Annotated in this window: 23 protein-coding genes; 7 read left to right on the top strand and 16 right to left on the bottom strand. The window is 69.0% G+C overall.

All coding sequences use genetic code 11. From position 1 onward, the window contains the following. Window positions 1-19: 19 nt before the first annotated feature. The 13 genes from CSC65_RS08390 to CSC65_RS08330 form a co-directional block, all read right to left on the bottom strand. Complete coding sequence (locus tag CSC65_RS08390) at window positions 20-889, bottom strand: phosphatidate cytidylyltransferase (protein ID WP_162410116.1); 870 nt, start codon at window positions 887-889, stop codon at window positions 20-22. Continuing rightward, window positions 886-1,641, bottom strand: a complete 756-nt coding sequence (gene uppS, locus CSC65_RS08385; RefSeq protein ID WP_202922852.1) for a polyprenyl diphosphate synthase — start codon at window positions 1,639-1,641, stop codon at window positions 886-888. Before uppS ends, CSC65_RS08390 begins: the two co-directional genes overlap by 4 nt. Before the next feature lie 25 nt (window positions 1,642-1,666). Continuing rightward, window positions 1,667-2,224: a ribosome recycling factor gene (gene frr, locus CSC65_RS08380; protein ID WP_162410115.1), complete on the bottom strand. Its 558-nt coding sequence runs from the start codon at window positions 2,222-2,224 to the stop codon at window positions 1,667-1,669. 87 nt (window positions 2,225-2,311) lie between these two features. Further along, window positions 2,312-3,034: a UMP kinase gene (gene pyrH, locus CSC65_RS08375; protein ID WP_162410114.1), complete on the bottom strand. Its 723-nt coding sequence runs from the start codon at window positions 3,032-3,034 to the stop codon at window positions 2,312-2,314. 93 nt (window positions 3,035-3,127) lie between these two features. After that, entirely contained in the window at window positions 3,128-4,630 is a 1,503-nt protein-coding gene (locus CSC65_RS08370; RefSeq protein ID WP_162410113.1) for a GGDEF domain-containing protein, read from the bottom strand. Between the two features lie 167 nt (window positions 4,631-4,797). Then, a complete protein-coding gene (tsf, locus tag CSC65_RS08365) occupies window positions 4,798-5,673 on the bottom strand; it encodes a translation elongation factor Ts (RefSeq protein WP_162410112.1) in 876 nt (291 codons plus the stop codon). Between the two features lie 163 nt (window positions 5,674-5,836). Next, window positions 5,837-6,664 (bottom strand): 30S ribosomal protein S2, encoded by an 828-nt coding sequence (rpsB, locus tag CSC65_RS08360; RefSeq protein ID WP_162410111.1) that lies wholly within the window; start codon window positions 6,662-6,664, stop codon window positions 5,837-5,839. A 314-nt stretch (window positions 6,665-6,978) separates the two neighbouring features. Beyond that, complete coding sequence (locus CSC65_RS08355) at window positions 6,979-7,728, bottom strand: fimbrial biogenesis chaperone (protein WP_162410110.1); 750 nt, start codon at window positions 7,726-7,728, stop codon at window positions 6,979-6,981. Further along, window positions 7,728-8,030, bottom strand: coding sequence for a hypothetical protein (locus CSC65_RS08350; protein ID WP_162410109.1), 303 nt, complete (start codon window positions 8,028-8,030; stop codon window positions 7,728-7,730). The genes CSC65_RS08355 and CSC65_RS08350 overlap by 1 nt, the downstream gene beginning before the upstream one ends. A 193-nt stretch (window positions 8,031-8,223) precedes the next feature. Then, entirely contained in the window at window positions 8,224-9,213 is a 990-nt protein-coding gene (locus tag CSC65_RS08345; RefSeq protein WP_162410108.1) for a Csu type fimbrial protein, read from the bottom strand. Further along, window positions 9,210-11,657, bottom strand: coding sequence for a fimbria/pilus outer membrane usher protein (locus tag CSC65_RS08340; protein WP_162410107.1), 2,448 nt, complete (start codon window positions 11,655-11,657; stop codon window positions 9,210-9,212). Before CSC65_RS08340 ends, CSC65_RS08345 begins: the two co-directional genes overlap by 4 nt. After that, window positions 11,608-12,429: a fimbrial biogenesis chaperone gene (locus CSC65_RS08335; protein ID WP_162410106.1), complete on the bottom strand. Its 822-nt coding sequence runs from the start codon at window positions 12,427-12,429 to the stop codon at window positions 11,608-11,610. The genes CSC65_RS08340 and CSC65_RS08335 overlap by 50 nt, the downstream gene beginning before the upstream one ends. Window positions 12,430-12,459: 30 nt before the next feature. Further along, a complete protein-coding gene (locus CSC65_RS08330; RefSeq protein WP_162410105.1) occupies window positions 12,460-12,975 on the bottom strand; it encodes a Csu type fimbrial protein in 516 nt (171 codons plus the stop codon). A gap of 348 nt (window positions 12,976-13,323) precedes the next feature. On the opposite strand from CSC65_RS08330, the gene map reads away from it, so the two are divergent. The 5 genes from map to dapE all read left to right on the top strand — a co-directional run bounded on the left by map (window position 13,324) and on the right by dapE (window position 19,274). After that, on the top strand, window positions 13,324-14,100 hold the full coding sequence (gene map / locus CSC65_RS08325) for a type I methionyl aminopeptidase (RefSeq protein WP_162410104.1): 777 nt from the start codon (window positions 13,324-13,326) through the stop codon (window positions 14,098-14,100). 8 nt (window positions 14,101-14,108) lie between these two features. After that, window positions 14,109-16,763: a [protein-PII] uridylyltransferase gene (gene glnD, locus CSC65_RS08320; RefSeq protein WP_162410242.1), complete on the top strand. Its 2,655-nt coding sequence runs from the start codon at window positions 14,109-14,111 to the stop codon at window positions 16,761-16,763. Then, window positions 16,763-17,659, top strand: coding sequence for a 2,3,4,5-tetrahydropyridine-2,6-dicarboxylate N-succinyltransferase (dapD, locus tag CSC65_RS08315; RefSeq protein WP_162410103.1), 897 nt, complete (start codon window positions 16,763-16,765; stop codon window positions 17,657-17,659). Before glnD ends, dapD begins: the two co-directional genes overlap by 1 nt. Before the next feature lies 1 nt (window position 17,660). After that, complete coding sequence (locus tag CSC65_RS08310) at window positions 17,661-18,017, top strand: Spx/MgsR family RNA polymerase-binding regulatory protein (protein ID WP_162410241.1); 357 nt, start codon at window positions 17,661-17,663, stop codon at window positions 18,015-18,017. A gap of 129 nt (window positions 18,018-18,146) precedes the next feature. Continuing rightward, window positions 18,147-19,274: a succinyl-diaminopimelate desuccinylase gene (gene dapE, locus CSC65_RS08305; protein ID WP_162410102.1), complete on the top strand. Its 1,128-nt coding sequence runs from the start codon at window positions 18,147-18,149 to the stop codon at window positions 19,272-19,274. A gap of 45 nt (window positions 19,275-19,319) precedes the next feature. Here the strand turns inward: dapE and CSC65_RS08300 are convergent, their stop codons facing one another. Further along, window positions 19,320-20,993 (bottom strand): ABC1 kinase family protein, encoded by a 1,674-nt coding sequence (locus CSC65_RS08300; protein WP_162410101.1) that lies wholly within the window; start codon window positions 20,991-20,993, stop codon window positions 19,320-19,322. Window positions 20,994-21,357: 364 nt separating this feature from the next. On the opposite strand from CSC65_RS08300, the gene asnB reads away from it, so the two are divergent. Next, window positions 21,358-23,052 (top strand): asparagine synthase B, encoded by a 1,695-nt coding sequence (asnB, locus tag CSC65_RS08295; RefSeq protein ID WP_162410100.1) that lies wholly within the window; start codon window positions 21,358-21,360, stop codon window positions 23,050-23,052. A 228-nt stretch (window positions 23,053-23,280) separates the two neighbouring features. Here the strand turns inward: asnB and CSC65_RS08290 are convergent, their stop codons facing one another. Together CSC65_RS08290 and CSC65_RS08285 are read right to left on the bottom strand one after the other, a co-directional pair. Then, entirely contained in the window at window positions 23,281-23,589 is a 309-nt protein-coding gene (locus CSC65_RS08290) for an I78 family peptidase inhibitor (RefSeq protein ID WP_162410099.1), read from the bottom strand. 77 nt (window positions 23,590-23,666) lie between these two features. Next, a complete protein-coding gene (locus CSC65_RS08285; RefSeq protein ID WP_162410098.1) occupies window positions 23,667-26,117 on the bottom strand; it encodes a penicillin acylase family protein in 2,451 nt (816 codons plus the stop codon). Window positions 26,118-26,289: 172 nt separating this feature from the next. Between CSC65_RS08285 and bfr the strand changes: the two genes are divergently transcribed. Beyond that, on the top strand, window positions 26,290-26,775 hold the full coding sequence (gene bfr / locus CSC65_RS08280) for a bacterioferritin (protein ID WP_162410097.1): 486 nt from the start codon (window positions 26,290-26,292) through the stop codon (window positions 26,773-26,775). The last annotated feature ends 8 nt before the right edge of the window (window positions 26,776-26,783 follow it).

The raw sequence follows: 26,783 nt of genomic DNA, 5'->3' as shown, positions 1-26,783 counted from the left end.
GGCGAGTTTCCGGTCGTCCTCAGAAGCCCAGGATGTCCTTGCCGATCGCGAATACCGGCAACGCCGCCAGCACGCCGTCGATGCGGTCGAGGATGCCGCCGTGGCCCGGGATCAGGGCGCCTGAATCCTTCACCCCGGCCTGGCGCTTGAGCAGGCTTTCGACGAGATCGCCGACGATCGAGGCCACCACCGCGACCACGGCCACCAGGGCCAGCACGGGCAACTGCGAGGGCGTGGCGCCGGCGAAGGCACCGAAGGCCAGGGCTACGCCCACGCCCGCGACCAGGCCGCCGATGGCGCCCTCGACCGTCTTGTTCGGGCTGATCGTCGGGGCCAGCTTGCGGCGGCCGAATCGGCGGCCGGCGAAGTAGGCGCCGGAGTCCGCGGCCCAGACCAGGGCCAGCGCGGCCAGCAGCCAGCGGTGCCCGTTGGCCCCGGGTTCGGGCGAGGCCGACAGTGCGGAAAAACTGTCCGAGTGGATCAGGCACAGCGCGCACCAGGCCGGCACCACCGCCAGCGTGCCGGCGGCCAGCTTGAGTGCGCGCGTCCAGGGGCGGTGGTCGGCAGTGAAGCCCGGCCGCCACAGCCACAACAACGCCAGCACCCAGCCCAGCGTGCCGGCGAGGGTGACGATCTGGAACAGCACCGGGGAAAAGCCACCGTCGCCGCGCGAAGCCCAGACCAGCAGCACCATCAGCAGCAGGTTCAGCATCACCAGCACGGTGCGCGGCAGGCTGTCGTCGACCCCGGCCAGCTTCAGCCATTCCCACAGGCCGCCGAGCACGACCAGCGCGGCCAGCGCGGCCAGCCACTGGGTCGGCAACAGCAGGATGGCGGCGATCGCGGCCGGCGCCATGATCAGCGCGGCTATCACCCGGGTGCGGGTCATGGGGCGGCCTCTGCGCCGAGCTGGGCGCTGGTCAGTCCGAAGCGGCGTTCGCGCCCGGCGTATTCGTCCAGGGCCTGCTGCAGCACGTCGGCATCGACGTCCGGCCACAGGGTCTCGGTGAACCAAAGTTCGGTATAGGCGAGCTGCCAGAGCAGGAAGTTGCTCACGCGCTGGTCGCCGCCGGTGCGGATGAACAGGTCCGGCGCGGGCAGGTCGGCCAGGGCCATGCGCGCGGCGACCGCGGCCTCGTCGATGTCCTCCGGACGCAGCCGGCCCGCGGCCACCTCCGCGGCGAGGGCGCGCGCGGCGGCGGCGATGTCCTGGCGGCCGCCGTAGCTGGCGGCGATGGACAGGTGCAGGCGCTGGTGGCCCGCCGTCTGCTGCTCGGCGGCGACCATGCGATCGCGGATCGCGTCCGTGAACAGGGCGCGCTCGCCGATGAAGCGCACGCGCACGCCGCGGCGGTCGAGTTCATCGACTTCGCGTTCGAGTGCGTTGAGGAACAGCTTCATCAGTGCGCCGACTTCCTCGACCGGCCGGCCCCAGTTTTCGCTGGAGAAGGCGAACAGGGTCAGCGCGCCGATCCCGCGCTGCAGGCAGAAGTCGATGACCCGGTTGACCGCGCGCGCGCCGGCCCGATGGCCGATGGCACGCGGCCGGCGCCGGCGCTGGGCCCAGCGTCCATTGCCGTCCATGATGATCGCCAGGTGGCGGGGGACGGGTGCTTCCATGCTGGCGGGATCTGCAGTCATGCCCGATACGGATCGGTCAGACCGCTCAGACCGCCATCAGTTCCTGTTCCTTCGCCTTGACCACCTCGTCGACGTCCTTGATCGCCTTGTCGGTGATCTTCTGGATGTCCTCCTCGGCGCGGCGGACCTCGTCCTCGGTGACCTGCTTTTCCTTGAGCAGGTCCTTGACCTGCTGGTTGGCATCGCGGCGCACGTTGCGGATCGCGACCTTGGCATCCTCGCCTTCGCCATGCACGACCTTGGTCAGGTCGCGGCGTCGCTCCTCGGTCAGGGCCGGGAGGTTGAGGCGGATGGTGGTGCCGGCGGTGTTCGGGGTCAGGCCCAGGTCCGAGGCGAGGATCGCCTTCTCCACGGCGCCGACCATGCCCTTGTCCCACGGGGTGATCACCAGCGAGCGCGCATCGGAGACCGAAACGTTGGCGACCTGGGACAACGGCACGTCGCTGCCGTAGGCGTTGACCCGGATCGTGTCGACCAGGCCGGTGGACGCGCGGCCGGTGCGGACCTTGACCAGGGTGTGGCGCAGAGCATCGATGCTCTTCACCATGCGGGCCTGCGCGTCTTGCTTGATCTCGTTGAGCATCGCCGTATTCCGTCGAAAAAGCCGAATCGGCCGATTATACGGGCATCGCCGATCCGCGGCGCAGCCGGCGGGACGGGGCGGTAGGACTCAGCGGCGGGCGCGGACCAGGGGGCCGATGCTGTCGCCGCGCAGGATCCGCATCAGGTTGCCGGGCACGGAGATGTCGTAGACGCGCAGCGGGATGCCGTGGTCGCGGCACAGCGCGAAGGCGGCGGTATCCATCACCTGCAGGTCGCGGGCGATCACTTCGTCGTGGTCCAGCTCCTCGAAGCGGACCGCGTCGGCGTGCTTCTTCGGGTCGCGGTCGTAGACGCCGTCGACCTTGGTGGCCTTGAGCAGCAGGTCGGCGTTGATCTCGATCGCGCGCAGGGCGGCGGCCGAATCGGTGGTGAAGAACGGGTTGCCGGTGCCGGCGGCGAAGATGCCGATGCGGCCCTTCTCCAGGTGGCGCACCGCGCGGCGGCGGATGTAGTCCTCGCACACGTCGTTGATCTTGAGCGCGCTCATCACGCGGACCTTGCCGCCGAGCTTCTCCAGCGCGTCCTGCATGGCCAGCGCGTTGATCACCGTGGCGAGCATGCCCATCTGGTCGCCGGTGACCCGGTCCATGCCGGCGGCGGCCAGGCCGGCGCCGCGGAAGATGTTGCCGCCGCCGATCACCAGGCCGATCTCGGCACCGGCCTCGCGCACTTCCATGATCTCGCGGGCGATGCGGCCGATCACCACCGGATCGATGCCGTAGTCCTCGGCACCCATCAGCGCTTCCCCCGAAAGTTTCAGCAGGACGCGGCGGTAGGCGAGATCTGACATGGCGGCACCTGGGGGGGGAATGGCAAACGCGCGAATTCTAGCGGAAAGCCCCGGTGCGCGGCTCGCGCGTGGCGCGCGCGGACGCAGCGCCGTTCATTGCCCGTGCTGGCTGACCCGGTTGCGCCCTTCGCGCTTGGCGCCGTACAGGGCGTCGTCGGCGGCCTGCAGCAGGCTGCGGGCGTCGGCGAACTGGCGGCTCGTGCCGTGGGTGGCCAGGCCCGCGGAGAAGGTGACGTAGAGCGGTTTGCCGTCGACCTCGGCCATCGGCATGCGCGAGGTCTCCTCGAGGATCCTGCGCAGCACGCGCCCGGCCGCCGCTTCGTTGGAGTGGCTCAGCACCACCAGGAACTCCTCGCCGCCGTAGCGCGCGACCAGGTCGGTGCTGCGCAGCATGCGCTGCAGGGCCTGTGCGAACTGGTGCAGCACGCGGTCGCCGACCAGGTGGCCGTGGCGGTCGTTGATGTTCTTGAAGTCGTCCAGGTCGATGAATGCGATCGACAGGGGATGCTGCAGGGCGACCGCCGTGGCGAACTCGCGTTCCAGCACGTCTTCCATCTGCAGCCGGTTGTAGACCCCGGTCAACGGATCGCGGCGCGCCTGTTCTGTGAGCCGGCGCACCTGGTCCTCGGAAGCCTGGGCCTCGCTGCGCGCGCGGGCTGCGTCCTGGATCTCGCGCAGGTTGCGCACGATCAGCAGTTCCTTGGCGTCGTCGATGATCGCCGCCAGGTGCGCGGGATGGGCGATCTGCACCTCGAACAGGGTCGCGACCTCGGGCAGGGCCGTCTCGATCTGCACCAGCAGGCCGTCCAGCCGGGTGCTGTCGGTCACGCACGCTTCCACCCGCGCGCGCGCATGTTCGCCCAGTTGTTCGACCTGGCCGTTGGCCAGCCACAGGTCGGCGATCGTTCCGGACGCCACGACGCAGGCCTGGAAGGCATCGTCGCTGTCGGCTTCGCTGTCGGCTTCGCTGTCGGCTTCGCTGTCGGCGATCGCGTCGACCAGGTAGGACGGCAGTCGCCAGTGGCGGGCCAGCCATGCACCGACTTGGGCATGGTCGGCACCGAATGCCGTGCGCTCGCGCTGCAGCAGGTCGGCGTTGTCGACGGCCTGCGCGCGCAGGGTCGAGTACTCCTCGGGCATGGCCTGGAGCAGCGCCAGCGCGCCGATGTCCTGGAGCAGGCCGGCCAGCAGCAGGTCCTCCAGGCGCCTCACGCCGGCATGATGGCCAAGCAGTCGGGCCACCAGGGCCGCCAGCGCGCTGCGACGCCAGATGCGATCCTGCTCGGCCGCCGTGCCGTTGGTTCCGCGCAAGCCCTGCGCGAGCGAGAAACCCAGTGCCAGACTCAGCGTCGCGTTGACGCCGAGCAGGGTGAGTGCCTGGCCCAGGTTGTCCACCCGGCGCCGGCCCGCGTAGAGCGGCGAGTTGGCCACGCGCAGCATGCGCGCGCTCAACGCGGCGTCCATGCCGATCAGGCGCGCGGTCGCCGCCAGGTCGGCCCCCGGATCCTGCGCCAGTTCGATGATCCGCAGCGCCACGGCAGGCGGCGACGGAAGGTTGCGGCAGTGCAGGAGTTGGGTTTCGAGTTCCGGACGCATCACTACGCGGTCATGGCGGTTTGCCCGACGAGTATGCGGCCAAAACCGTGTCGCAGTCAGCACTTTCGCTGCATGAAGTGATCACGATGGGCGACGTGCGCGCTGGAAACGAAGAAGGCCGCGGAAATCCGCGGCCTTCGATGCAGCCCGTTACCGGTGGTGCAGGATCAGACCTGCATCGCCTTGGCGACTTCGGCGGCGTAGTCCTCGACCACCTTCTCGATGCCTTCGCCGACAACCAGGCGCTGGAAGCCGATCACGTCGGCACCGGCGGCCTTGACCACCTGCTCGACGGTCTTGTCGCTGTCCAGCACGTACGGCTGGCCGTACAGGGTCACCTCGTTGACGATCTTGTTGATCTTGCCGGAGATGATCTTCTCGAGGATCTCGGCCGGCTTGGCCTTGTCCTTCTCGGACATCTTGGCCAGCTCGATCTCCTTTTCCTTGGCGACGAACTCGGCCGGCACGTCGGCGGCCTTGTTGTGCGGCGGGTTCATGGCGGCCACGTGCATGGCGATGCCACGGGCCAGCTCGGCGTCGCCGCCGCTGATCTCGACCAGCACGCCGATCTTGCCGCCGTGGACGTAGGCGGCCACGTTGTGCGCGCTGTCGATGGCGACCACGCGGCGGACCTGCATGTTCTCGCCCAGCTTGGAGATGGCGGCGGCACGGGCTTCCTCGACGGTCTCGCCGGAAGGCAGCTTGGCCGACTTCAGCGACTCGATGTCGGTGGCGCCGGCGGCCAGTGCGGCAGCGGCGACGGCATCGGTGAAGGCGATGAAGTTGACGTCCTTGGCGACGAAGTCGGTCTCGGAGTTGATTTCGGCCAGCACGGCCTTGCCACCGTTCTGGGCGACCGCGATGCGGCCTTCGGCGGTGACGCGATCAGCCTTCTTGTCGGCCTTGGCCAGGCCGGACTTGCGCAGCCACTCGCCGGCGGCGTCGATGTTGCCGCCGTTCTCGGCGAGTGCCTTCTTGCACTCCATCATGCCGGCGCCGGTGCGCTCGCGCAGTTCCTTGACCAGGGAAGCAGTGATTTCCACGGGATTACCTCTTTATGGGATGAATGTGGCTCCGCGGGGCGGAGCAGGGCGGACGGTCGATCGCGCCTGCGGCGCACGCGGTCGTCCGGCCCGGACCGCGGACGGCGCGCGTGGCGCTACCGTCCGGCGGGTTGGCGGCCGCACGAGGCGGCCGCCGGATGGATCACTCGGCAGCGGCAGGAGCAGCGGCTTCGCCGCCCTCAGCCTTGTCCTTGCGCGGCGGGCCCTTGCGGGCCGGGGCGCGACGGCCCGGCTTGTCGCCATCGGACTCGGCGAAGTCGTTCTCGCTGACGGTGGCGGCGTGCGGCGCAGCGGCCTTGCCTTCCAGCACGGCATCGGCGGCGGCACGGGCGTACAGCTGCACGGCGCGGATGGCGTCGTCGTTGCCCGGGATCGGGTAGTCGACCAGGGCCGGGTCGTAGTTGGTGTCGACGACCGCGATCACCGGGATGCCGAGCTTCTTGGCTTCCTTGATGGCGATGTCTTCATGGCCGATGTCGATGACGAACAGCGCGTCCGGCAGGCGGTTCATGTCCTTGATGCCGCCCAGCGAGGCTTCCAGCTTGTCGCGCTCGCGGCGCAGGCCCAGCACTTCGTGCTTGACCAGCTTTTCGAAGGTGCCGTCGGTCTCGGCCGATTCCAGTTCCTTCAGGCGGGCGACCGACTGCTTCACGGTGCGGAAGTTGGTCAGGGTGCCGCCCAGCCAGCGCTGGGTCATGTACGGCTGGCCGCAACGCTCGGCTTCTTCCTTCATGGACTCGCGCGCGCTGCGCTTGGTGCCCAGGAACAGGATGGTGCCGCGCTTCTGGGCGATGGCCGAGATGAAGTTCATCGCGTCGGAGAAGAGCGGAACGGTCTTCTCGAGGTTGATGATGTGGATCTTGCCGCGGGCGCCGAAGATGTACGGAGCCATCTTCGGGTTCCAGTAACGGGTCTGGTGGCCGAAATGGACGCCGGCTTCCAGCATCTGGCGCATGGTGACCTGGGGCATTGCATTTAACTCCTGGCAGTGGAATCGCGTCGCACGTGCGGCTGTTCTTGGTAGACCGCGCATGGATCGGCGGGCCCTTGCGAAGGGCTCGCAGCGACGATTCCGGGGTTGGGCCTCCCTGGCGCTTCCGTGTCCGAACCGGCTTCCGTGGAAGCAGGCACCCCGGCACGGGGCATGGCGTCAGGTGTGGATTCGCCGGGGCCGGACAGGGCCGGCGCCTTCCCGCCCGGCGTGGGCGGCCCCCGGATGGAATCAGGAGGGCGCAGGAAAGCCGCGGAAGTATAGCCGCAGGGATGCGGCCCGGGCAAATCGCCTCAGCGCCCGCTGATCAGGACCTGTTCCGGGACCAGGACCACCGGTTCCCCGTTCACGTCGGCCTCGAAGCGGCCGTAGGGTGGCTGGCCGGCCTCCTCGGGCAGCGGCCAGAGCTTGTAGCGCCCGGCCAGCACGTATCCGGCGAGGTTCGGGGCCAGCACGTGGCGGCGCCCGCCGGTACCGACGAAGGCCAGCCCCGCGATGCGGGCGTGGCGTCCACCACTGTTGTCCAGCCGCAGCAGGCGGCGTCCGGACGCATCTTCCTCGATCCTGGCGCTGAGCCTGGAGGCGGCCGCCGGCGCCGAGGGCTGCACGAAGACCGGGATCGAGTAACGGAGCAGCGAAGCTTCGCTCCCGGCGCCTGCCGCGGAGGCAGCGACGGTGGAGGGCAATTCGTCCACGACCAGGCGGTAGGCGGTCTCGGTCGCGGGAGAGCCGCTCCCGAGCCGGACCAGCCGGACCCGCTGGCGACCCAGCGGCGGGACTTCCATCAGCGGCGGACTCACCGCCAGATCGCGGGTCGGGGCCAGCACCTCGCCGCCCCCGTCCTGGGTCCAGGAGAACAGCCGCACCTGTGCCTGCAGCGGCTGCCGGCCCGTGTTGCTCAGCCACAGGCTGGTCGAGTCCTCCGACGGATGCATGACCAGCGACACCGGTTCCAGGCGCAGGTCGCCCGTGTGGGCGGGAATGGCGGCGCCAAGCCAGGCGGCGAGCGCCAGCGCCAGCGACGTGGCCTTGGCGCGTGGCATCAGAAGACGATCGTGGTGACCCGCGATCCGTCCACGGGACCGCTATGCGGAACGGGGAGGTGCGAGAAATGGTCGCCGTCGGCGATCCGGTATGGGGCGGCTGCCGGGGCGCCCGGTGCGGCCATCGTCCAGGGCACGCCGATCGAACAGTCGACGCTGGGGCTGGTGGTGCCGTCGCGGACGTCGCATCGGTCGACGACGGTCATCGAGATCCGCAGGGTGCTCTGCCTGCTGGATGCCTGCACGGCCCCTGCCGAAAGGGCCAGAGCTGCCAGGGCCAGGATTGCTTTGCGGGTACGCATCGGCGGCTCCTTGCCAGTCGGGGAGACCGGCCTTCAGCCACGCTTTCGGCGGGTGACGCGGAAAGTTGAGCCCACCGTGGACCCGGGGGTGTTGCGTCGGCGTGATCTGTGCAATGGATCACGCAAATGGCGCGAAGCGCCGGCCGGCCCTGCAAGCCGGCGGGCAATCGCCGCCGGGGGCGCCTGCCCCGGATCAATAAGTCAGCGTAATGGTGATCGTGTCTGAGTAAGTGCCCGCGGAGTTGATCGCCTGCGCGGGGACCTGGCCATAGACGGTCAGCGTTTGCGTGGCGTTGTTCCCGGTACCGGCTACGTCGGTCGAGGTGGTGTTGCCCCACGGGATGCTTCGCGCCGAATCCTGGAACAGGTGATAGGTGACGTAATTGCTGGCGGGTCCGATCATGCGCCGGGTCGTTCCCGTCGGATTGTTCCCGTAGCTCAGTGCAACCTGCCAGGCCGTGTTGTTCGGGCAACGCAGGCTGATGGTCGACGTCTGGTTGCGCGCCGTGGCCAAGTTGACCACCGAGTTGAAATCCATGTCGGTGGCCGCGCTGATGTAGCAGGTGTTGGCGAAACTCGCGTAGACCTCGAAGTAATCGCTGGCTTGCGGTCCGGACGCGCACAGCGATGTCGCGGGCGCGGTCGTGCCGCCCTGCGACGGGGCCCGCAGCACGAAGTTGTTCTGGGCGATGTACGAGTCGGCCGACATTGTCTGGCCGGCCGGGATTCGCGCGTAGAAGGGAATCGAGCCGGTGGTCTGGCCCGTGGAGCTGGTGGTTCGCACCACGCTCTGGACGGCATGGCCGCTGGTTTCCGAGCCGATGAGTTGGGTCATCGCCGGGTCAGAATAGAGGTCGTAGTTCATGTATTCGACCGGCCACCACTGCCGGATCAGCCGGCGTGGCGCGACGCCGGTGGGCAACGACGGATTCACGTACAGGCAGATCCGGAAGGTACGTTGGGCCGGGCTATCGTTCTGGCAGATGTAGTTGAGCGTGCCCGACGAGGTGCCGCCACCGCTGCCCACGGTTCCGAACGACACATTGCTCAGGGAACTGAACCAGCAAGAGTTGGCCGCCATCGCCTTGCCTGGCATCAGCCACACGCAGGCCAACATCGCGACGACTGGGAGGGTGCGAAGCCAGCGGCGGGCACGGTCCGGGGTCGGGAAGAGGTTGTTCATCGGCATACCACTCCATCCAGTTCGACGAATCCCGACGGCTTGGGCAGCTCGGGCAGGACGACGTCGCAATAGGCGCCATTCTGGCGGATCTTCAGGCCGGCACCGGGCGGCAGCTCCTGCAGGTAGATCAGGCCGTCGTAGCCGACCACCGTCAAGGCAGGCGAGGTGTCAGGGTCGGCGTCCTGCAGCCAGACCGGGCTGCCGGCGGCGATGGGCGGGCCGTCCGGGGCGGTCACGGTCGCCTGGATCGACAGCACGCTGCGCATCGGGAACCTGGCGAGCATGCCGCTTCGGCTTTCCGGGACCGCATACATTTCCGTCCGGTCCATGCGCACGTCGGTCGGCGTCTTCAGCGGATCGATCGAAAGCCGGTTGTTCTGCCACGAGTTGAGTCGATTCACCAGCAGCAGGCCGTCCTCGTTGGTGTAACCGATCAGGCGGTTTTCCTGGAGGATCGGGACGTTGGCGATGCCGTCCGTGGTCACCAGCGCGAACGCGTCTTCGACCCGGCGCATGGCGAACAGGTGCTTCTCCATGAACAGCACGCTGCCGGTTGCGCCAGCGAAGCCGCTGGTGGTGTCGGGCGCGCCGCCATCTCCACGCATGTAGAGCAGGCCCGCATTCCAGCCACCAAAGCGACCGAGTCCGGAAATCTGCCCCTGGGCGCCGGGTCGCTCACCCAGCGTGGTCTGCGCGCGCCAGCCCAGGCCACCCAGGTCGCTGTCGACGGGGCGGTTGGCCTCGAGGGTGAGATTGTCCGAATCGCGGCTGTGACGGAGCGAGGCGGACACCGACACCCGGCGATCCAGGGGCATCGACCAGTACAGGAAGGCGCTGTCCGAGTCGCGGTTCTCGAGGTCGCGATTGACGCTCAGGCTGAGGTAGCCGTTGTGGGGCAATTGCCTCGACCAGTGAAGACTGGCGTAGCGCGCGGGAGTCTGCCCGGCCATCTCCTGGCGCACGTAGCTGGCGCCAATCTGGGCGACGCCCCAGTTCACGCCCATGAAGACGCTGTCCATCCGGCGGGGCAGGATCGCATCTTCCAGGGTGGCCACGTCGGCGAACTCGTCACTGCGACGGAGCGTGGACATGCCCACGTTGAAAATGGACGAGTTCCACTGGTAGCCCGCGCCATACTGGTGGCCCGACTGGCCGTCGTACTGGCTGCCGGCCACGTTCAGGTCGAGCACGCCACCGCGGTCGCCGAGCAACCACGCCCCCCCGGCGCCGGCCATCTGCAGATCGGCAGTGCCTTCGGCATGGAATTCAAGCGTGGCGCTGTCGCTCAGGCCATGGCGGACCGTGGCGCTGCCCATCGGGTCGTCGGCATAGGAGAACGAACGCAGGCCATAGTCGCGTCGCACCTTGCCAGCCTCGACCGACCAGTCGGTCAGGCCTTGCTGCAGCAGGTATGGCGTGTTGTACAGGGCGAAACTGACGACCCGGCTCTGGCCGTTGATGTCGGTGATGACCATCTGTGCCTGCCCGGCGCCGGTGATGGTCGGGATGCTGTCGATCTGGAACTGGCCAGGCCGCACTTCCTGGCTGGACTGGCGCACGCCGTTGATGAACAGGTCGACCGTCGATGGGAGCACCGCTTCGCCGGCGAACGAGGCCAGCGGCGTGGTCACCCGATACGGCTGCAGGGCGAAATTGGTCGATGCGCGCACGCCGCCGATGCGCGTGGTGCGGGTCCAGCCCAGCCCCCCGCTGTAGGTATCGCCCACGACCACCGAGACCATGCTGTCCTGCAGGTCGAGCTGCCAGGACGTGTCCAGGCGCGTGGTGTCGTGGATGTCGCGCTCGCCTGGGAGGGAGTCCACCCGGCTGACCAGGCTGGTGCTCCAGACGCCCGGGCCGACGCCGAACAGGCGCAGCTCGTTCCAGCTGCTGATCGAGCGGTAGTCGCTGTCGCCCTGGGCATAGACGTCGTAGTTGAACAGCAGGCCAGGGGCGCGGGTCAGCGGATCGATCTTCGGCGCCGTCCGGTCGGCGATGCCGAAGTGCTCCCGGTCGCCCGACAGGGCTTCCAGCGGAGCGGACAGGGCGAGAATCTGGTTGCTCGCGTCGTAGCGCGCCTGCAAACCCGGGATATCGTCGAGCGCCACCACGTCGCCCGCCGTCTCGCTGCCCGGCCATTGCAGGCCCAGTTCGCGCAACGTCGAAGCGCTTGCATGCAGGCGCCCGTCGATCATGACGAAACGGGCCAGTCGCCCCGTTGCGAACTCGTTGAGCGAGACTTCGAGATAGAGCTCCTGCGAACCAGCCGCTGCTTCCGCGTCCGGTCCGCCGGTTTCGATCAGGTCCAGCGCACCCGGCGCGAAGAATGGGGCGGGCGAGGGATTGGGGGCAGGGGCGGCCAGCAGCGCACAGGGCGCGCAGGCCGCGGCGACGCTAGCTGCCAGGATTTTCCAGCGGCAATGTCTGGTCGTTCGGATCGTCATTGAACCTGACCTTCAGGCTGCCTCCATTGGCGCGCTGCTGCGGCGACAGCGGAATCGTCCACTGCATCCGTTGCCCGGCCAGCACATAACCGAACAGGCCCGGTGCGAGCTCGGTGCGATGTCCGCCGGTATCCACCCAGACCAGGTTGCTCAACCTCACCCGCTGCCGTTCGGGGTTGGTGATGCTGAGCAGGCTGGCATCCCCGCGTGCTTCCAGACGGGCAGACAGCGTGGTGGGTGTGCCGGTGGACGGTGGGGTACTGGCGGTCCGTCGCGAGGGACTCAGCGGTTCGGTTCCCTCGGCCAGGACAAACACCGGCACCGAATAACGCAACAGGAACTGGAGGCCCGAGCGCTGCGGTTCCGAACCATCGGCAGGCAACTCGTCGATGGTCAGCCGGTAGGCGGCTTCGGTCTGCAGCGGTTCGCTCCGTGGACGGATGATCCGCACCAGCTGCTGCTGCCCGGCCGCGACCTCCAGGATCGCCGGACTGGCCACGAGGTCCCGGCTGGGTTCGGTCTGGTCCGTGCCCCCGGCCTGGCTCCAGGCCGATACCCTGACCTGGGCCTTGAGCGGCTCGGTTCCCGTGTTGCTGAGCCACACCGCCTGCGACTGCTCGCCGGGTGCGAACTCGAGCATGATCGGGTTGACCTGCAGGTTGGCGGCCAGCGCGGCCGGTCCGGCAAGCGCCAACGCTGCAAGCAGCAGCCACCCCCGGATGCGGGAACCACGCCCCTTGGGGGGGCGCGGCCTGTCCTGATCAAGCGTCATCGGGGCCATAACCCGACCTCATCGAGTCGATCAGTAGTTGATCGTCGCGGTGATGGTATCGGCATACGTGCCGGCCGGCACATTGGTGTCGGCGCTCAGCACGCGGCCGTAGACCGAGACGTTCTGCGCGTTGCCGTTGCCGGTGCCGGCAACCGTGTCGGTACCGGCCGTGTTGCCCCAGTTCTGGGTGCGGCCGGTATTGCGGTACAGGGTGTACGGAACCGAGACGCCGACGCCCGTGCCGTTGTGCATGCGACGCGTGGTCACGGTGGCGCCGCCGTAGCTGCCAGCATTCAGGGCGATGGTGTAGGGGGTGCCGCTGGTGCAGGTGACCACCAGGGTACCGGTGGCATCGACGTCGCCGGCGGAGGAGCGGGCCTTGGAGAGGAAGTCGACATCGGAGGCTCCGGCGGTGCTGAAGGTGCACGACTCGGTGATGACGATCTTCGCCTGGAAGTTGCCGGTGGCGGTGGCGGCATTGGCAGTGCCCGCGAAACCGGCGGCGACCAGGGCGGTGGCGATCAGGGTGCTCTTGAACAGCTTCATCGAAAACTCCAGGGGTGGTTGAAATCGGGATGTGATGCTTGCCGGAGGGGTGGAGCAGGAACCGTGCCAACTCTCCGGCGCTGTGTTTCTCCAGTCCCTGGAGCGGGATGTGACGCCTATACCGGTTCCTGAATAGGCATTATTGTGACACAGGCCGCGCAATGACTTGGGCGTATTCAGCAAAAAGTGACCCGCCGCGTCAGTGTTCTGGCGTTAACGGTTCAGGAAAAAGCGGGGGAGGGGTTGCGCGGCCGACTGGCGGTGCCGGTGGGAGTCAAATTTCCGCGCGGGCCTGAATGCGGCGGTCGCGCGCGTTCAGGAATCCGCCGGATCGGCGATAATCCCCGCATGAGCCTGCACCTGAAGACCCCCGACGAAATCGAGCAGATGCGCATCGCCGGCCGCCTGGCCGCCGAGGTGCTGGAGATGATTGCCCCGCATGTAAAGCCGGGCGTGACCACCGAAGAGCTGGACCAGCTGTGCCATGACCATATCGTCAAGGTGCAGGGCGCGATCCCGGCAAACGTCGGTTACCGGGGCTACCCCAAGACGGTCTGCACCTCGGTCAACAACGTGATCTGCCACGGCATCCCGAGCCCGGGCAAGGTCCTGAAGGACGGCGACATCGTCAATATCGACGTCACCGTCATCAAGGACGGCTGGCACGGCGACACCAGCCGCATGTATTACGTCGGCACGCCGTCGGTGATGGCCAGGCGCCTGGTGGAAGTCACCTTCGAGGCGATGTGGCGCGGTATCCGCGCAGTGAAGCCCGGCGCCACGCTGGGCGACGTGGGCCATGCGATCCAGAGCTATGCCGAGGCCGAGCGTTTCACCGTCGTGCGCGAGTACTGCGGCCATGGCATCGGCAAGGTCTACCACGACGAGCCGCAGGTGCTGCATTACGGCCGGCCCGGCGACGGCCTGGTGCTCAAGCCGGGCATGACCTTCACCATCGAGCCGATGATCAACGAGGGCACCCGCTATACCAAGGTGCTGCCGGATGGCTGGACCGTGGTGACCAAGGACCGCAAGCTCTCGGCGCAGTGGGAGCACATGATCGCGGTGACCGAGGACGGCGTGGACGTGCTGACGCTGGCCGCCGGCCAGCAACCCCCGGCGTGAGTACCGGCATGGGCGTCGGACCGCTGGTCGCCGAAGCCCATGGCGGAAAGGAGCCGGCGGACGATGCCGGCTGGGCCGCGCATGCGCGGGAACTGCTGGCGCACGGCGATGCGCGCCTGCTCAAGCGCTACGGCCGCGAGGTCGACATCGGTCGCTTGCTTGCCCTGCGCGCGCGCCTGGTCGATGACCTGCTGCGACGCGCCTGGCACCACTGCATTCCCGACGACGCGGCCCTGTCGCTGATCGCGGTGGGTGGCTACGGCCGCGGCGAGCTGTTCCCGCGTTCCGACATCGACCTGCTGGTCCTGGCCGAGCCGGAGGCGCAACAGGCGCAGCAGGCCGGCCTTTCGCGCTTCTTCGCGCTGCTGTGGGATTTCGGCTTGCCGGTCGGCCATGCGGTGCGCTCGGCGGCCGAATGCACTGCAGCGGCGGCCGACCAGACGGTGATGACCGCGCTGCTCGAGGCGCGCCCGGTGGCCGCCGAACCGGAGGCAATGGCGGCGCTGGCCGCAGCGATCGCGCCGGAGAAAATCTGGCCACCGCGCGACTTCTTCATGGCCAAGCGCGAGGAGCTGCTGCTGCGCCATCGTCGCCATGGCGATACCTCCGACAACCTGGAACCGAACATCAAGGACGGCCCCGGCGGCCTGCGCGACCTGCACACGCTGGGCTGGATGGCGCAGCGCGCGTTCGGCGTGAGCGACCTGGAGGCCGTGGTCGGCCTGGGCCACCTCGGCCCGGACGAAGCGGCGGCGCTGGCGCGCGAGCGGCGTTCGCTGGGGCGGCTGCGCTTTGGCCTGCACCTGGTGGCCGGCCGGCCCGAGGAGCGCCTGCGTTTCGACTACCAGAAGGCGCTTGCCCAGCGGCTGGGCTACGACGACGACGAGCACAGCCTCGGCGTCGAGAAGATGATGCAGGGCTTCTACCGCAGCGCAGCGATCGTGCGCCGGATCAGCGACCGCCTGCTGCAGCGTTTCGAGGAAACCTTCGACGGCGAAGCCACGCCCGAGGTCCTCAATCCCGATTTCGTCCTGCGGCGCGGTTACCTGGCCGCCGCCGCGAACTATTGGCCGGAGGCCGACCTGCGCGAGGTGCTTGCGCTGTTCGCGACCTGGGCAGCCCACCCGGAGGTGCGGGGCCTGCACTCGCAGACCGCACGCGCGCTGGCGGAGTCGCTGCCTCGCCTGCCGGCCTACACGGTGGCCGGACCGGCCGCGCGCGCGCGCTTCATGGCGCTGCTGCGCGGACCACGCCCGGTCGAGACCCTGACCCGGATGGCGCGGCTGGGCGTCCTCGGCCAGTACGTGCCGGCATTCGCGCAGGTATCCGGGCGAATGCAGTTCGACCTGTTCCACGTCTATACCGTCGACCAGCACACCCTGATGGTCCTGCGCAACATCGCCGGTTTCGCCAGCGGTGCAGGCGACGAGCGCTTTTCGATCGCGCACGAGGTCTGGCCGCGCCTGCGCAAGCCGGAGCTGCTGCTGCTGGCAGGCTTGTTCCATGACATCGCCAAGGGCCGCGGCGGCGACCACTCCGAACTGGGCGCGGTGGACGCGCGCGAGTTCTGCTCGGCCCACGGGCTGAGCGATGCCGATACCGGCCTGGTCGTGTGGCTGGTGGAGCAGCACCTGCGCATGTCGGTCACCGCGCAGAAGCAGGACATCTCCGACCCTGACGTGGTCCGCGCCTTCGCCACGCTCGTGGGCGATCGCGAACGCGTGGACTACCTGTACCTGCTCACCTGCGCGGACATCGCCGGCACCAGTCCCAAGTTGTGGAACGCGTGGAAGGACCGGTTGCTCGCCGACCTGTACCTGTCCACGCGGCGGGTGCTCCGCGAGGGGCTGGAGACGCCGGTCGATGCGGAGGCGCGCGTCGCCGAGGCCCGCGAGGCCACCCGCGAAACGATGCGGGTGCAAGGCCACGACGATGCCACCATCGATCGGCAGTTCGCGGAGATGCCCGACGAGAGCTTCCTGCGCTTCCGGCCCGAGCAGCTGGCCTGGCAGGCGGGGGCGCTGGTCCAGGTGCGGATGGGCGACACCCGGGTGGCGGTTCGCCGTATCGGCGGGCAGGGCGGTGAACAGGGGGGGGCGCTCGAAGTGTTCGTGCACTCGCCCGATCGCGACGGCCTGTTCGCCGCGATCGTTGCCACGCTCGACCGCCACGGTTACGGCGTGCACCAGGCGCGCATCCTGATGGGCCCGCATGGCACGGTCTTCGATACCTTCGAAATCCTGCCGGCCGACAGTTTCGCCAGCGGCGATCCGCTCCAGCTGGAACAGGCACTGCAGCAGGCGCTTTCCGGCGCGCTGGAGAACGTGCGCGCGCCGCGCCGCGCGGCGCCGCGGCAGCTGCGCCATTTCAGGTTCCCGCCGCAGGTGGAGTTCAGTGCGGCCGCCGATGGCCGCCGCAGCCTGCTCCGCCTGGTCTGCCCCGATCGCCCCGGACTGCTGGCCGACCTGGCCCAGGCCCTGCGCGCCTGCCGCCTGCGCGTGCATGACGCGCGCATCGCCACCTTTGGCGAGCGCGCCGAAGATATTTTCCAGATCACAGACGAACACGACCAGCCGCTGGACGCCGCCGCGCAGGAATTGCTGCGCGACGAACTGCGTGCGCGACTGGAACCCGAAAGCCTGACTCCCGGAGCCCCAAGCTGATGGCCACCAGCCCGAAGAAGACCGCCACACGCAAGACCGCGCGCAAGCGCCCCGCGGTGCCCGCCGGCCCCGGGCTGGAAGAGCTGAAGTTTTCGATCGACAGCGCGTTCGCGCGCCGCGCCGCGCTGACCCTGGACGAGATCGACGGATCCACCCGCCCGCTGGTCGAGCGCGTGATCGGCGGCCTGGAGTCCGGCGAATTCCGCGTCGCCGCGCCGGACGGGAAGGGCGGCTGGCAGGTCAACGAATGGCTGAAGAAGGCGGTTCTGCTGTACTTCCGGGTCAACGACATGACCGTGATGGAGGGCGCGCCCGCGCCGTTCTGGGACAAGGTCGCGACCCGCTTCGAAGGCTACGGCGAGGCCGAGTTCCGCAAGCTCGGCGTGCGCGTGGTGCCCGGCACGGTGGCGCGCCGCGGTGCCCATTTCGGCAAGGACGTGGTGCTGATGCCGAGTTTCATCAACATCGGCGCGCATGTCGGCGAAGGCACGATGGTCGATACCTGGGCCACGGTCGGGTCGTGCGCGCAGGTCGGCAAGCACTGCCATATTTCAGGCGGCGCCGGCATCGGTGGCGTGCTCGAGCCGCTGCAGGCCAGCCCGACCATCGTCGAGGACCACTGCTTCATCGGCGCGCGCTCGGAAGTGGTCGAGGGCGTCGTCGTCGGCCACCACAGCGTGATCGGCATGGGCGTGTTCATCGGCCAGTCCACCCGCATCTACAACCGCGCCACCGGCGAGGTGTCCTACGGCTACGTGCCGCCGGGCAGCGTGGTGGTGTCCGGCTCCCTGCCGGCCGCCGACGGCAGTCACTCGCTGTACTGCGCGGTGATCGTCAAGCAGGTCGATGCCAAGACCCGGGCCAAGACCAGCATCAACGAGCTGCTGCGTGGGTGAGATGACGACCCTGTACGGCTTGAAGAACTGCGATACCTGCAAGAAGGCGACGAAGTGGCTGGAGCGCTTCGGCGTGCCGTATGCCTTCGTCGACTACCGCGACAGCAAGCCTTCGCCGGAAGTGCTGGTGGAGTGGGCCGGCAAGGCTGGTGGCTTCGATGCGCTGGTCAACAAGTCCTCGACCACGTGGCGCCAGCTGCCCGACAACCGCAAGGCGCCGGGCAGCGAGGCCGAGTGGAAGCTGCTGCTGCGCGAGCATCCGCAGCTGGTGCGCAGGCCGGTGGTGGTGAAGGACGACGGCGCCTTCAGCCAGGGATTCTCCGACAACGGATTCAAGAAGCTGTTCGGCGTCGGCTGACGGTCCGTCACGCGGGATCCGGTCGCGGTGATCCCATCGCAGGCGGCAGCGGCGCCGGAGCCGGCCCCGGGATCGGTTCGCGGGCGGCTGGCGTATCCTCCGCTGCGGCAATCGACAACGAGCAGACACATGAGCGAAGTGCTGGACCTGGCGCGTGACCTGATCGCGCGTCCCTCGGTGACGCCGGACGATGCCGGTTGCCAGGACCTTGTGGCCACGCGCCTGCAGCGCGCCGGCTTCGCCTGCGAGTCGTTGCGCTTCGGCCAGGTCGACAACCTGTGGGCCACGCACGGCAGCGGCGCACCCGTGCTGGTCCTGCTCGGCCATACCGACGTGGTGCCACCGGGGCCGCGCGAGGCCTGGAGCAGCGACCCATTCGTGCCCGTGGTGCGCGGGGGGGCGCTCCATGGCCGCGGTGCCGCGGACATGAAGGGCAGCGTCGCCGCGTTCGTGGTCGCCGCCGAACAGTTCGTGGCCGCGCATCCGGGTCATGCCGGTACCCTGGCGGTCCTGCTGACTTCGGACGAAGAAGGCGATGCCATCGAGGGCGTGCGCCGCGTCGCCGCGGTGTTCCGCGAGCGCGGCCAGCGCATCGACTGGTGCATCACCGGGGAACCGTCTTCGACCGAGAGACTGGGAGACCTGCTGCGCGTGGGCCGGCGAGGCAGCCTGTCCGGCACCCTGCGGGTACACGGCGTGCAGGGCCATGTCGCCTATCCGCACAAGGCGCGCAATCCCATCCACCAGGCCGCCCCCGCGCTGGCCGAGCTCGCAGCGCGGGAGTGGGACGACGGCTATGAGAGTTTCCCGCCGACGTCGTTCCAGGTCAGCAACATCCAGGCCGGCACCGGGGCCAGCAACGTCATTCCCGGTGAGCTGCAGGTGCTGTTCAACCTGCGCTACAACCCGCACTGGGATGCGCCGGCGCTGGAAGCGGAGATTGCCGCGCTCCTGGATCGCCACGGCCTGCAGTACGACCTGCGCTGGCACCGCAGCGGCGAACCTTTCTACACGCCCGAGGGTCGCCTGCGCTCGGTCGCGCGCGAGGTGCTGGGTGAATTCGCGGGCGCACCGCCGCAGGAAAGCACGGGTGGCGGCACGTCCGATGCGCGTTTCATCGCGCCGCTGGGCGCGCAGTGCATCGAAGTCGGACCGGTCAACGCCAGCATCCACCAGGTCGACGAGCATGTATCGGTCGCCGATCTCGAAGCGCTGCCGGATCTCTACCGGCGCCTGGTGGAGCGCCTGCTCCTGTAGCGGCCGTCGCGGTCGGTATCCGGCCGCCGCCGCCCCGCGCCTTGCCTAGTGCGGTCCGTGCTGCTCGTTCGGACGCGCCTTGCGGTCGTAAAGCAAGGCGCTCACAGCGATCGTCAGGCCCAGCGCTACCGCGATCAGAAACAGCACCACGGCCAGCGCCGGATAGCCGAACAGGCGAGCCGGCGTTTCGATCCGCATCAGCATCGCCGAGGACATCAGCAGCGCCGCGGTGACCACCGAGGCAGCGATGCGGTTGGCGATCTTCTGCATGTTCTCCATCAGCCGCGAGTTCTCCAGGCCATCCAGCCGCACCTGCAGGCGGTTCTCCGCCAGCAGCGACAGCGTGTCGGAAATCTTGCGCGGAGCGTCGCGCAGCAGGCCCTGCACCTCGAGCAGTTCGCTGGCGAGGTTCGCGCTGGAGAAGGAGCCGCGCAGCTGCGCGCGCATGATCGATTCCAGGTGCGATTCGACCAGGCGACGGACATCCATCTCCGGGTCCAGCGCATTGGCGACCCGCTCGAGGTTGAGCAGGGTCTTGCCGAGCAGGCTGATCTCGGCAGGCACGCGCAGGCCGTGTTCGGCAGCGGTGCCGACCAGCTCCAGCAGCAGCCGGCCCTCGGAGGTGCGCCGCCCGCCGGTGGCGTAGCGCGCGACCAGCTGGCCGGTGTCGCGGTTGAAGGCGGCATCGTCGAACTGCTCCAGGCGCGTACCGATCGCTACCAGTTCGCGCGCCACGTCTTCGCCGCGCGCGTCCACCGCGGCGAACAGCAACTTGAGCAGGCGTTCGCGCATGCGCGGCGGGACCTGGGCGACCATGCCCAGGTCGATGAGCGCCAGCCGTCCGTCGTCGCACAGCATCACGTTGCCCGGGTGCGGATCGGCATGGATGTCGCCGTGCACGAACACCTGGTCCAGGTAGGCGCGCATCAGCTCGGCGGCCGGCGTGGCCAGGTCCAGTTCGGTACGGCGCAGCCCCGAGACCGCGGTGACCTTGCTGCCGTGGACCAGTTCCATGGTCAGCACGCGCGCGGTGCTCAGTCCCCACACCGGCGCAGGTACGTACAGCTGCGGGTAGGCCGACAGCCGCTCGCGGAAGCGATCCAGGTTTTCGGCCTCGCGGCGGTAGTCCAGCTCCAGCAGGAGGATCTTGCGGAACTCGGCGATCCAGCCGGCGAAGTGCAGGCGGCGCCCGGTCTCGGTGAGCGCATCGGCGGTACCGGCCAGTCCCGACAGGACCTCCAGGTCCAGGCGGATCGCCGCGTCCATGCCCGGCCGCTGCACTTTCACCGCGACCTCGCGACCGTCGCGCAGCACCGCGCGATGGACCTGCGCGAGCGAAGCGGCTGCCAGCGGAACCGGATCGAACGAAGCGAACAGCCGGCTGAGTTTCGCGCCAAGCTCTTCCTCGATGATCTTCTCGACCACTGCGGTATCGATCGGTGCGACTTCATCCTGGATGCGGTCCAGCGCGTCGATGTAGGCCGGTGGCACCAGGTCGGGGCGTGTGGAAAGCGATTGCCCCAGCTTGATGAAAGCCGGACCGAGGGATTCCAGGTCCGCGGCGAACGCCTGGGCTTCGGCGATGCCGGACGCATCGGCGATCGACGGCTCGGCGGGTGGGGCGTGGGTCCAGTCCAGGCCGGTCAGCACGCGACGGTGGCGGGCAAGGCGGGCGACCACCTGCGCGGTGCGGGTGAGGCGTTGGGTAGTGTCGGGCAAGGCGGATCTCCGGTGACGGCGGAGCGCGGGCAAGACGATGGCGCGCGGTCGGCGGAGTATTCGCCGCACGGCGTGAGCGCATTGTCAGTTGCCCCTGCAACGGTTGCGGCCCGTCCGCGGTGCGGGTTAGTGTCGGCCCATGTCTTCCGCCCTGCGCGCAAACCCGGCCAATTCGAACCGCAACAATGCGGCGAATAACCGTGCGCGAACGATGCGGGGGCGCGACCAGGCATAAGGCACCACAGCCCGGTCACCACGAAACCCGCATCGGCCGATGCGGGTTTTTTTATGCCCGGCTTGCGTCCGCCATGGCCGCATCAGAGGTCCGATTCCGTAACACCACCCAGACCCAGGAGCTTTCCCCATGTGTTCGATCTTCGGCATCTTCGGCCTGCAACCGGGCGACGACCTGCAGGGACTGCGCCGACAGTCGCTGGATCTGTCGCAGCGCCAGCGCCATCGCGGACCGGACTGGAGTGGCGTGTACGTGGACGCCGGCGCGATCCTGGTGCACGAGCGCCTGGCCATCGTCGATCCCGCCGGCGGTTCCCAGCCGCTGTTGTCGGAGGATGGACAGCTTGCGTTGGCGGTCAACGGCGAGATCTACAACCACGTGCCGCTGAAGGGCCAGTTGAAGGAGCCGTATGCGTTCCAGACCGCCTCCGACTGCGAGGTGATCAATGCGCTGTACCGCGAGGACGAACCGGCGTCGTTCCTCAACCGGCTCAATGGCATCTTCGCCTTCGCGCTGTGGGACAAAAGCAAGGGCCGCGCGATCATCGCCCGCGACCCGATCGGCGTGGTGCCGCTGTACTGGGGCCACGACAGGGAAGGCCGGCTGCGCGTGGCTTCGGAGATGAAGTCGCTGGTGGACGAATGCGCCGACGTGGCGCAGTTCCCGCCGGGCCACTGGTATGACTCCGCGACCGGCGAGTTGACCCGCTACTACCACGCGCCCTGGCGGCACTACGCCGACGTCGAGGGCGTGGAGGTTTCGTCGCAGGAACTGCGCGAGGCCTTCGAGGCGGCGGTGCACCGCCAGCTGATGACCGACGTGCCCTATGGCGTGCTGCTTTCCGGCGGGCTGGATTCGTCGCTGGTCGCGGCGGTGGCCGCGCGCTACGCACGGCATCGCATCGAGGATGGCGACAGGACGGAAGCCTGGTGGCCGCGCCTGCACTCGTTCGCCATCGGCCTGAAGGGCTCCCCGGACCTGGCCGCGGCCGAGGTCGCGGCCGAAGCGCTGGGAACCGTGCACCACGGCTACGAGTACACCTTCGAAGAGGGCCTGGATGCGTTGCCCGAGGTGATCCGCCATATCGAGACCTACGACGTCACCACCATCCGCGCGTCGACGCCGATGTTCCTGCTGGCGCGCCGGATCAAGGCGATGGGTGTGAAGATGGTGCTTTCGGGCGAGGGCAGCGACGAGATCTTCGGCGGCTACCTGTACTTCCACAAGGCGCCGAACGCGCGCGAGTTCCACGAGGAGCTGATCCGCAAGCTCGACGCGCTCAACAACTTCGATTGCCTGCGTGCGAACAAGTCGATGATGGCCTGGGGCGTGGAGCCGCGCGTGCCGTTCCTGGATCGCGAGTTCCTCGACGTGGCCATGCGCATGGATGCCAGGTACAAGATGGTCGACAGGTCCCGCAACGACGCCCAGCGCATGGAGAAGGGCGTGCTGCGCCAGGCCTTCGACGGCTACCTGCCCGAGCAGATCCTGTGGCGGCAGAAGGAGCAGTTCAGCGACGGCGTGGGCTACGGCTGGATCGACGGGTTGAAGGCGCATGCCGAAGCGCAGGTGTCGGATCGCGAACTGGCCGCGGCCGACAAGCGCTTCCCGCTAAACCCGCCGCAGACCAAGGAAGCCTACTTCTACCGCAGCGTGTTCGAACGCTTCTATCCCAGCCCCGCGGCGGCCGAGACCGTGCCGGGGGGCAAGTCGATCGCGTGTTCTTCGCCGGCGGCGATCGCCTGGGACGCGAGCTTCGCCAAGATGGCCGATCCCTCCGGGCGCGCGGTGGCCGGCGTGCACGAGCAGGCGCACGCCTCGTAGGCGCGGGCATGGCCGCGAAGCCGAAGGTGCCGGAATCCCGGAGGCGCTGGCCGTGCAACTGGCGTCGGCTTCGCGGGCTGGAGTCCGCTCCTGCAGAAGCATGGCTTGCAAAGCCGCCGGCGCAGTGGGGCATGGCGCGAGGCCGACCCCCCGGTCAGGCGGGGTCGCGGGTGGTTGCGGCGCTGCTGATCGCCGGCCGGGGCCGCGTCCTGCAAGGCGCGGGTTGGCTCAGCCGCAACTGACCCGGGTGATGGTGTTGTTGCGGTCGATGTCGACGTTGACCCGGTCCGGGCGGAAGTCGCGGGTCACGGCGGTGTCCGGACCGATCGGGCGGATCAGCCCGGCGCCGCTTTCGTGCCACACGCGGCGCATCACGTCCTGTTCGGCCTGTTTGCCTACGGCCCAGGCCACCGGGTCGGCATTGCAGTTGCCTGCCACGCTGCCGAAGTGGCCCGGGGCACCCGGATCGGGCTGGACGGAGCTGCACGCCGGGAGCAGCAGTGCGGCGAAAGCGGCGGACAGGACGACAGGGAGCATTCGCATCGCGGCAGTTCTCCGTTGGGCTGGGGTGATTGTGCGCCATGTACGGCACCGCTGCCGCGCGCCTGCGCGGGTCAATCCGGCGTGGAGGCAGGTGCGAGGGTGAGGGTGTGCCGGGGGGTGCCCGGCAGGAATGGCGTGGCCCGTCCGTGCACCCAGTCATCGTGGCCGGCGCCCCAGAACGGGGACAGCGGGTGGCCACTTTGCCCGCCGGGCATGTGCACGATGCCGTCGGCTTCGTGCCCGGGTGAGACCACCATTCGCTCGGAGGCGCCGAAGGCAGGGCCCTGCACCCGCGGCATCGAGCCGTCGCCCGGCAGCGGATCGGCAGGCATGCACAGGCGGGGTTTGATGAAGGCGGGCAGGGCGTTGGCCAGGGGGTGGCAGATGCGGGCGGTATTGCGCTCACCCCAGGTCCGCTCGGCCAGCGGGCCCCTCTCGGCGAGTTCGTCGCGCACTTCGCGCGCGGCATCTTCCAGCAAAGCATCCCAGCTGGCGTAGCGACGCGGGAGCAGGTGCTGCGGCCGCTGCTGCAGCAGTGGCCATGCGATGCCTTCGAGCTGGGGCAGGTCCGAGACGGTGAAGTCGTCGCCGAGCGCGACCTGCGCCGGCGCCGTCAGCCCGTCGGCGATGCGCGTGTGTACTGCCAGCCGCCAGGCGCGGACCAGGCGGTAACCGACCGATTCGACCGTCGCGCGACCCTCCCAGGTCTTGCCCGCGCTCGCCAGGTCCTGCAGAGCCGGCGCGGCGTGAGCCGACTTCGCTTCGTCCTGCAGCAACTGCCACCAGCGCTGCAGGAACACGGCGCGGTCGTCGAGCTGGATCGCCAGCAGGCCCGCTTCGTCGAAGCGATCGCCCGACATCAGGCTGTCGCGGATCTGCTGCGCGCGCGCACCCAGTGCGTAGCCTCCGTCGCCGGCCTGCGCCAGGGCGTCGCCATCGAGCACGCGGGCATTGGCGGTCCAGAGCCGATGCGGGGCGGGGTCGGCCAGGATCGGTGACATGCCGGTGGCGATCGGCCAGGGCGCGCAGGGACCAGGAGCGGGCGCGGCCGCTTCGCCGGAAGGGCGTGCCGGATCCGGTGGCGAGTCGGGTGAGGGCATCGCAGGAGACACCAGGCTTCCCGTGCAGCCGCTGGCGCGCACCGGCAGCGGGCCGATGATGCGCCACGCGATCCGGCCCTGGCGGTCGCCGACGACCAGGTTCTGCGCGGGCATCGCGGCCGTGCCGGCGACTGCCAGCGCCGCTTCGAGATCGCCGGCGCGAGCCATCTCCGCCAACCCGACGTCGAGCGCGCCCGGCTGGTGCGCGACCCAGCGCAGGGCCAGTGCCGGTGTCGGGCCCTGTGCGTCGTGCAGCACCGGGCCCTGCGTGGTCTCTCGCACGGTGAGGTTCACCGGGTCGCCACCGGCGACGAGGATCGTTTCGGCGTGCTCCTGCATCGCGTCGCATGCCGCCGGTTCGCTGGCGTCGCCACCGGCGCAGGGTCGGACCGGATACCAGTCGGCGGTGTCGGCGTAGCTGTTGGTGAAGCCCCAGGCGACATGGCCATTGCTGCCCACCACCACGGCGGGCAGCCCGGGCAGGCTGAAGCCGGAGACATCCACCCGTCCACCGGGCGCGCGACCATCCGGATAGCGCAGGCGCACGCGGAACCAGATGTTCGGCGCGCGCAGCCCCAGGTGCATGTCGTCGGCGACGATGGCGCGGCCATCGGCGGTCAATGCGCCAGCCACGGCCCAGTTGTTGCTGCCGGGCGTGCCTTTGTCGGCCAGCTTGCGCGGCCGTGCCGAGTCGGGCGCTGGCAGCGTGCGCAGGTCGACCTGGCTGGCATCGGGCAGCAGTGCATTCCCGCGAGCCGCGCCGAACAGGGGCGCATCCCACTCCGTGCCGTCGTGCGCGAGCATGGCGTACAGCGCCGGCGGCAGGTGCTGGCGGAGCTTCCACATCCCCAGTTCGCGCGCGTTCTGCGAATCCTGCAGGTCGAAATACATCGCATAGCCGGTGAGCGCCGAGTCCGCCACTTCCCAGCGACGCGGCGCCTGGCGCAGCAGCAGGTAGGGCCAGGGCCGCACGCGCAGCGCCTCGACGCCTGCATTGGCGCCGTCGGCGTAGGCCTGCAGTTGCGGCATCCGTTCGCCGGCCACCGCGTCCATGTACGCGGTCACGCGCGCCCGGATGCGATGCATGCGCCGTTCCCGGTCCACATCGACCGCGACCGGCCCGAACAGTTGGGCCAGTTCGCCTGCGGAACTGCGCCGCATCAGGTCCATCTCGAAGTAGCGTTCCTGTGCATGCACGAAACCCAGCGCCCGCATCGCATCCGTTTCGCTGCCCGCGTCGATCGTGACCACCCCCAGTGCGTCGCGCTGGATGGACACCGGTGCAGCCAGGCCGGCCGCATCGAGCGCAAGGTCGCCATCGAGGGCGGGCAGGCTGCCACGCAGCAGCCACCAGGCCACCATCACCGTCGCTGCGGCCAGCAGCAGCGCCAGCACCGCGAGGCGTCGGATCCAACGGAGCATGCGTTTCCCCTTGCGCAGTCGCGATCCGGAGGACCGCTGGCGTGGATTATTCCACGCCGTGGCTGCCGCGACCGGCGGCGCCCGGCCCGGCCCAGTTGCGACTGATTCCGATTGGAACACCGGCATGCCGATTGCGGCACACTGCGCGCCGAGCGTCCCCGGAGTCACGACCATGAAAGGCCATCCCGAAGTCATCGACTGCCTGAAAGAGCTGCTGCGCGGCGAGCTGGCTGCGCGCGACCAGTATTTCCTGCATTCGCGCCGCTACGAGGACCAGGGCCTGAAGGCGCTGTACGAGCGGATCGGCCACGAGATGCAGGAGGAGACCGAGCACGCCGACGCCATCCTGCGCCGGATCCTGTTCCTGGAGGGCGAGCCGGACATGCGTCCGCACGCCTTCACGCCTGGCGCGACCGTCGTGGAAATGCTGGAAGCCGACCTGAAGGTCGAATACCAGGTGCGCGCCAACCTCGCCGCGGCGATGAAGCTGTGCGAGCAGCGCCAGGACTACGTCAGCCGCGACATGCTGCTGGCCCAGCTCAAGGACACCGAGGAAGATCATGCCTGGTGGCTCGAGCAGCAGCTGGGCCTGATCAAGCGGATCGGCCTGGAGAACTACCAGCTGTCGAAGATCAACGGCGGCACCGTCGCGAGTTGAGGGCCTTG

Source organism: Pseudoxanthomonas daejeonensis (assembly GCF_010093205.1).
In the GTDB taxonomy this organism is placed as follows: domain Bacteria; phylum Pseudomonadota; class Gammaproteobacteria; order Xanthomonadales; family Xanthomonadaceae; genus Pseudoxanthomonas; species Pseudoxanthomonas daejeonensis.
Note: the sequence above shows the minus strand (reverse complement) of the source record. Positions and strands in the feature narration are given on the sequence as shown.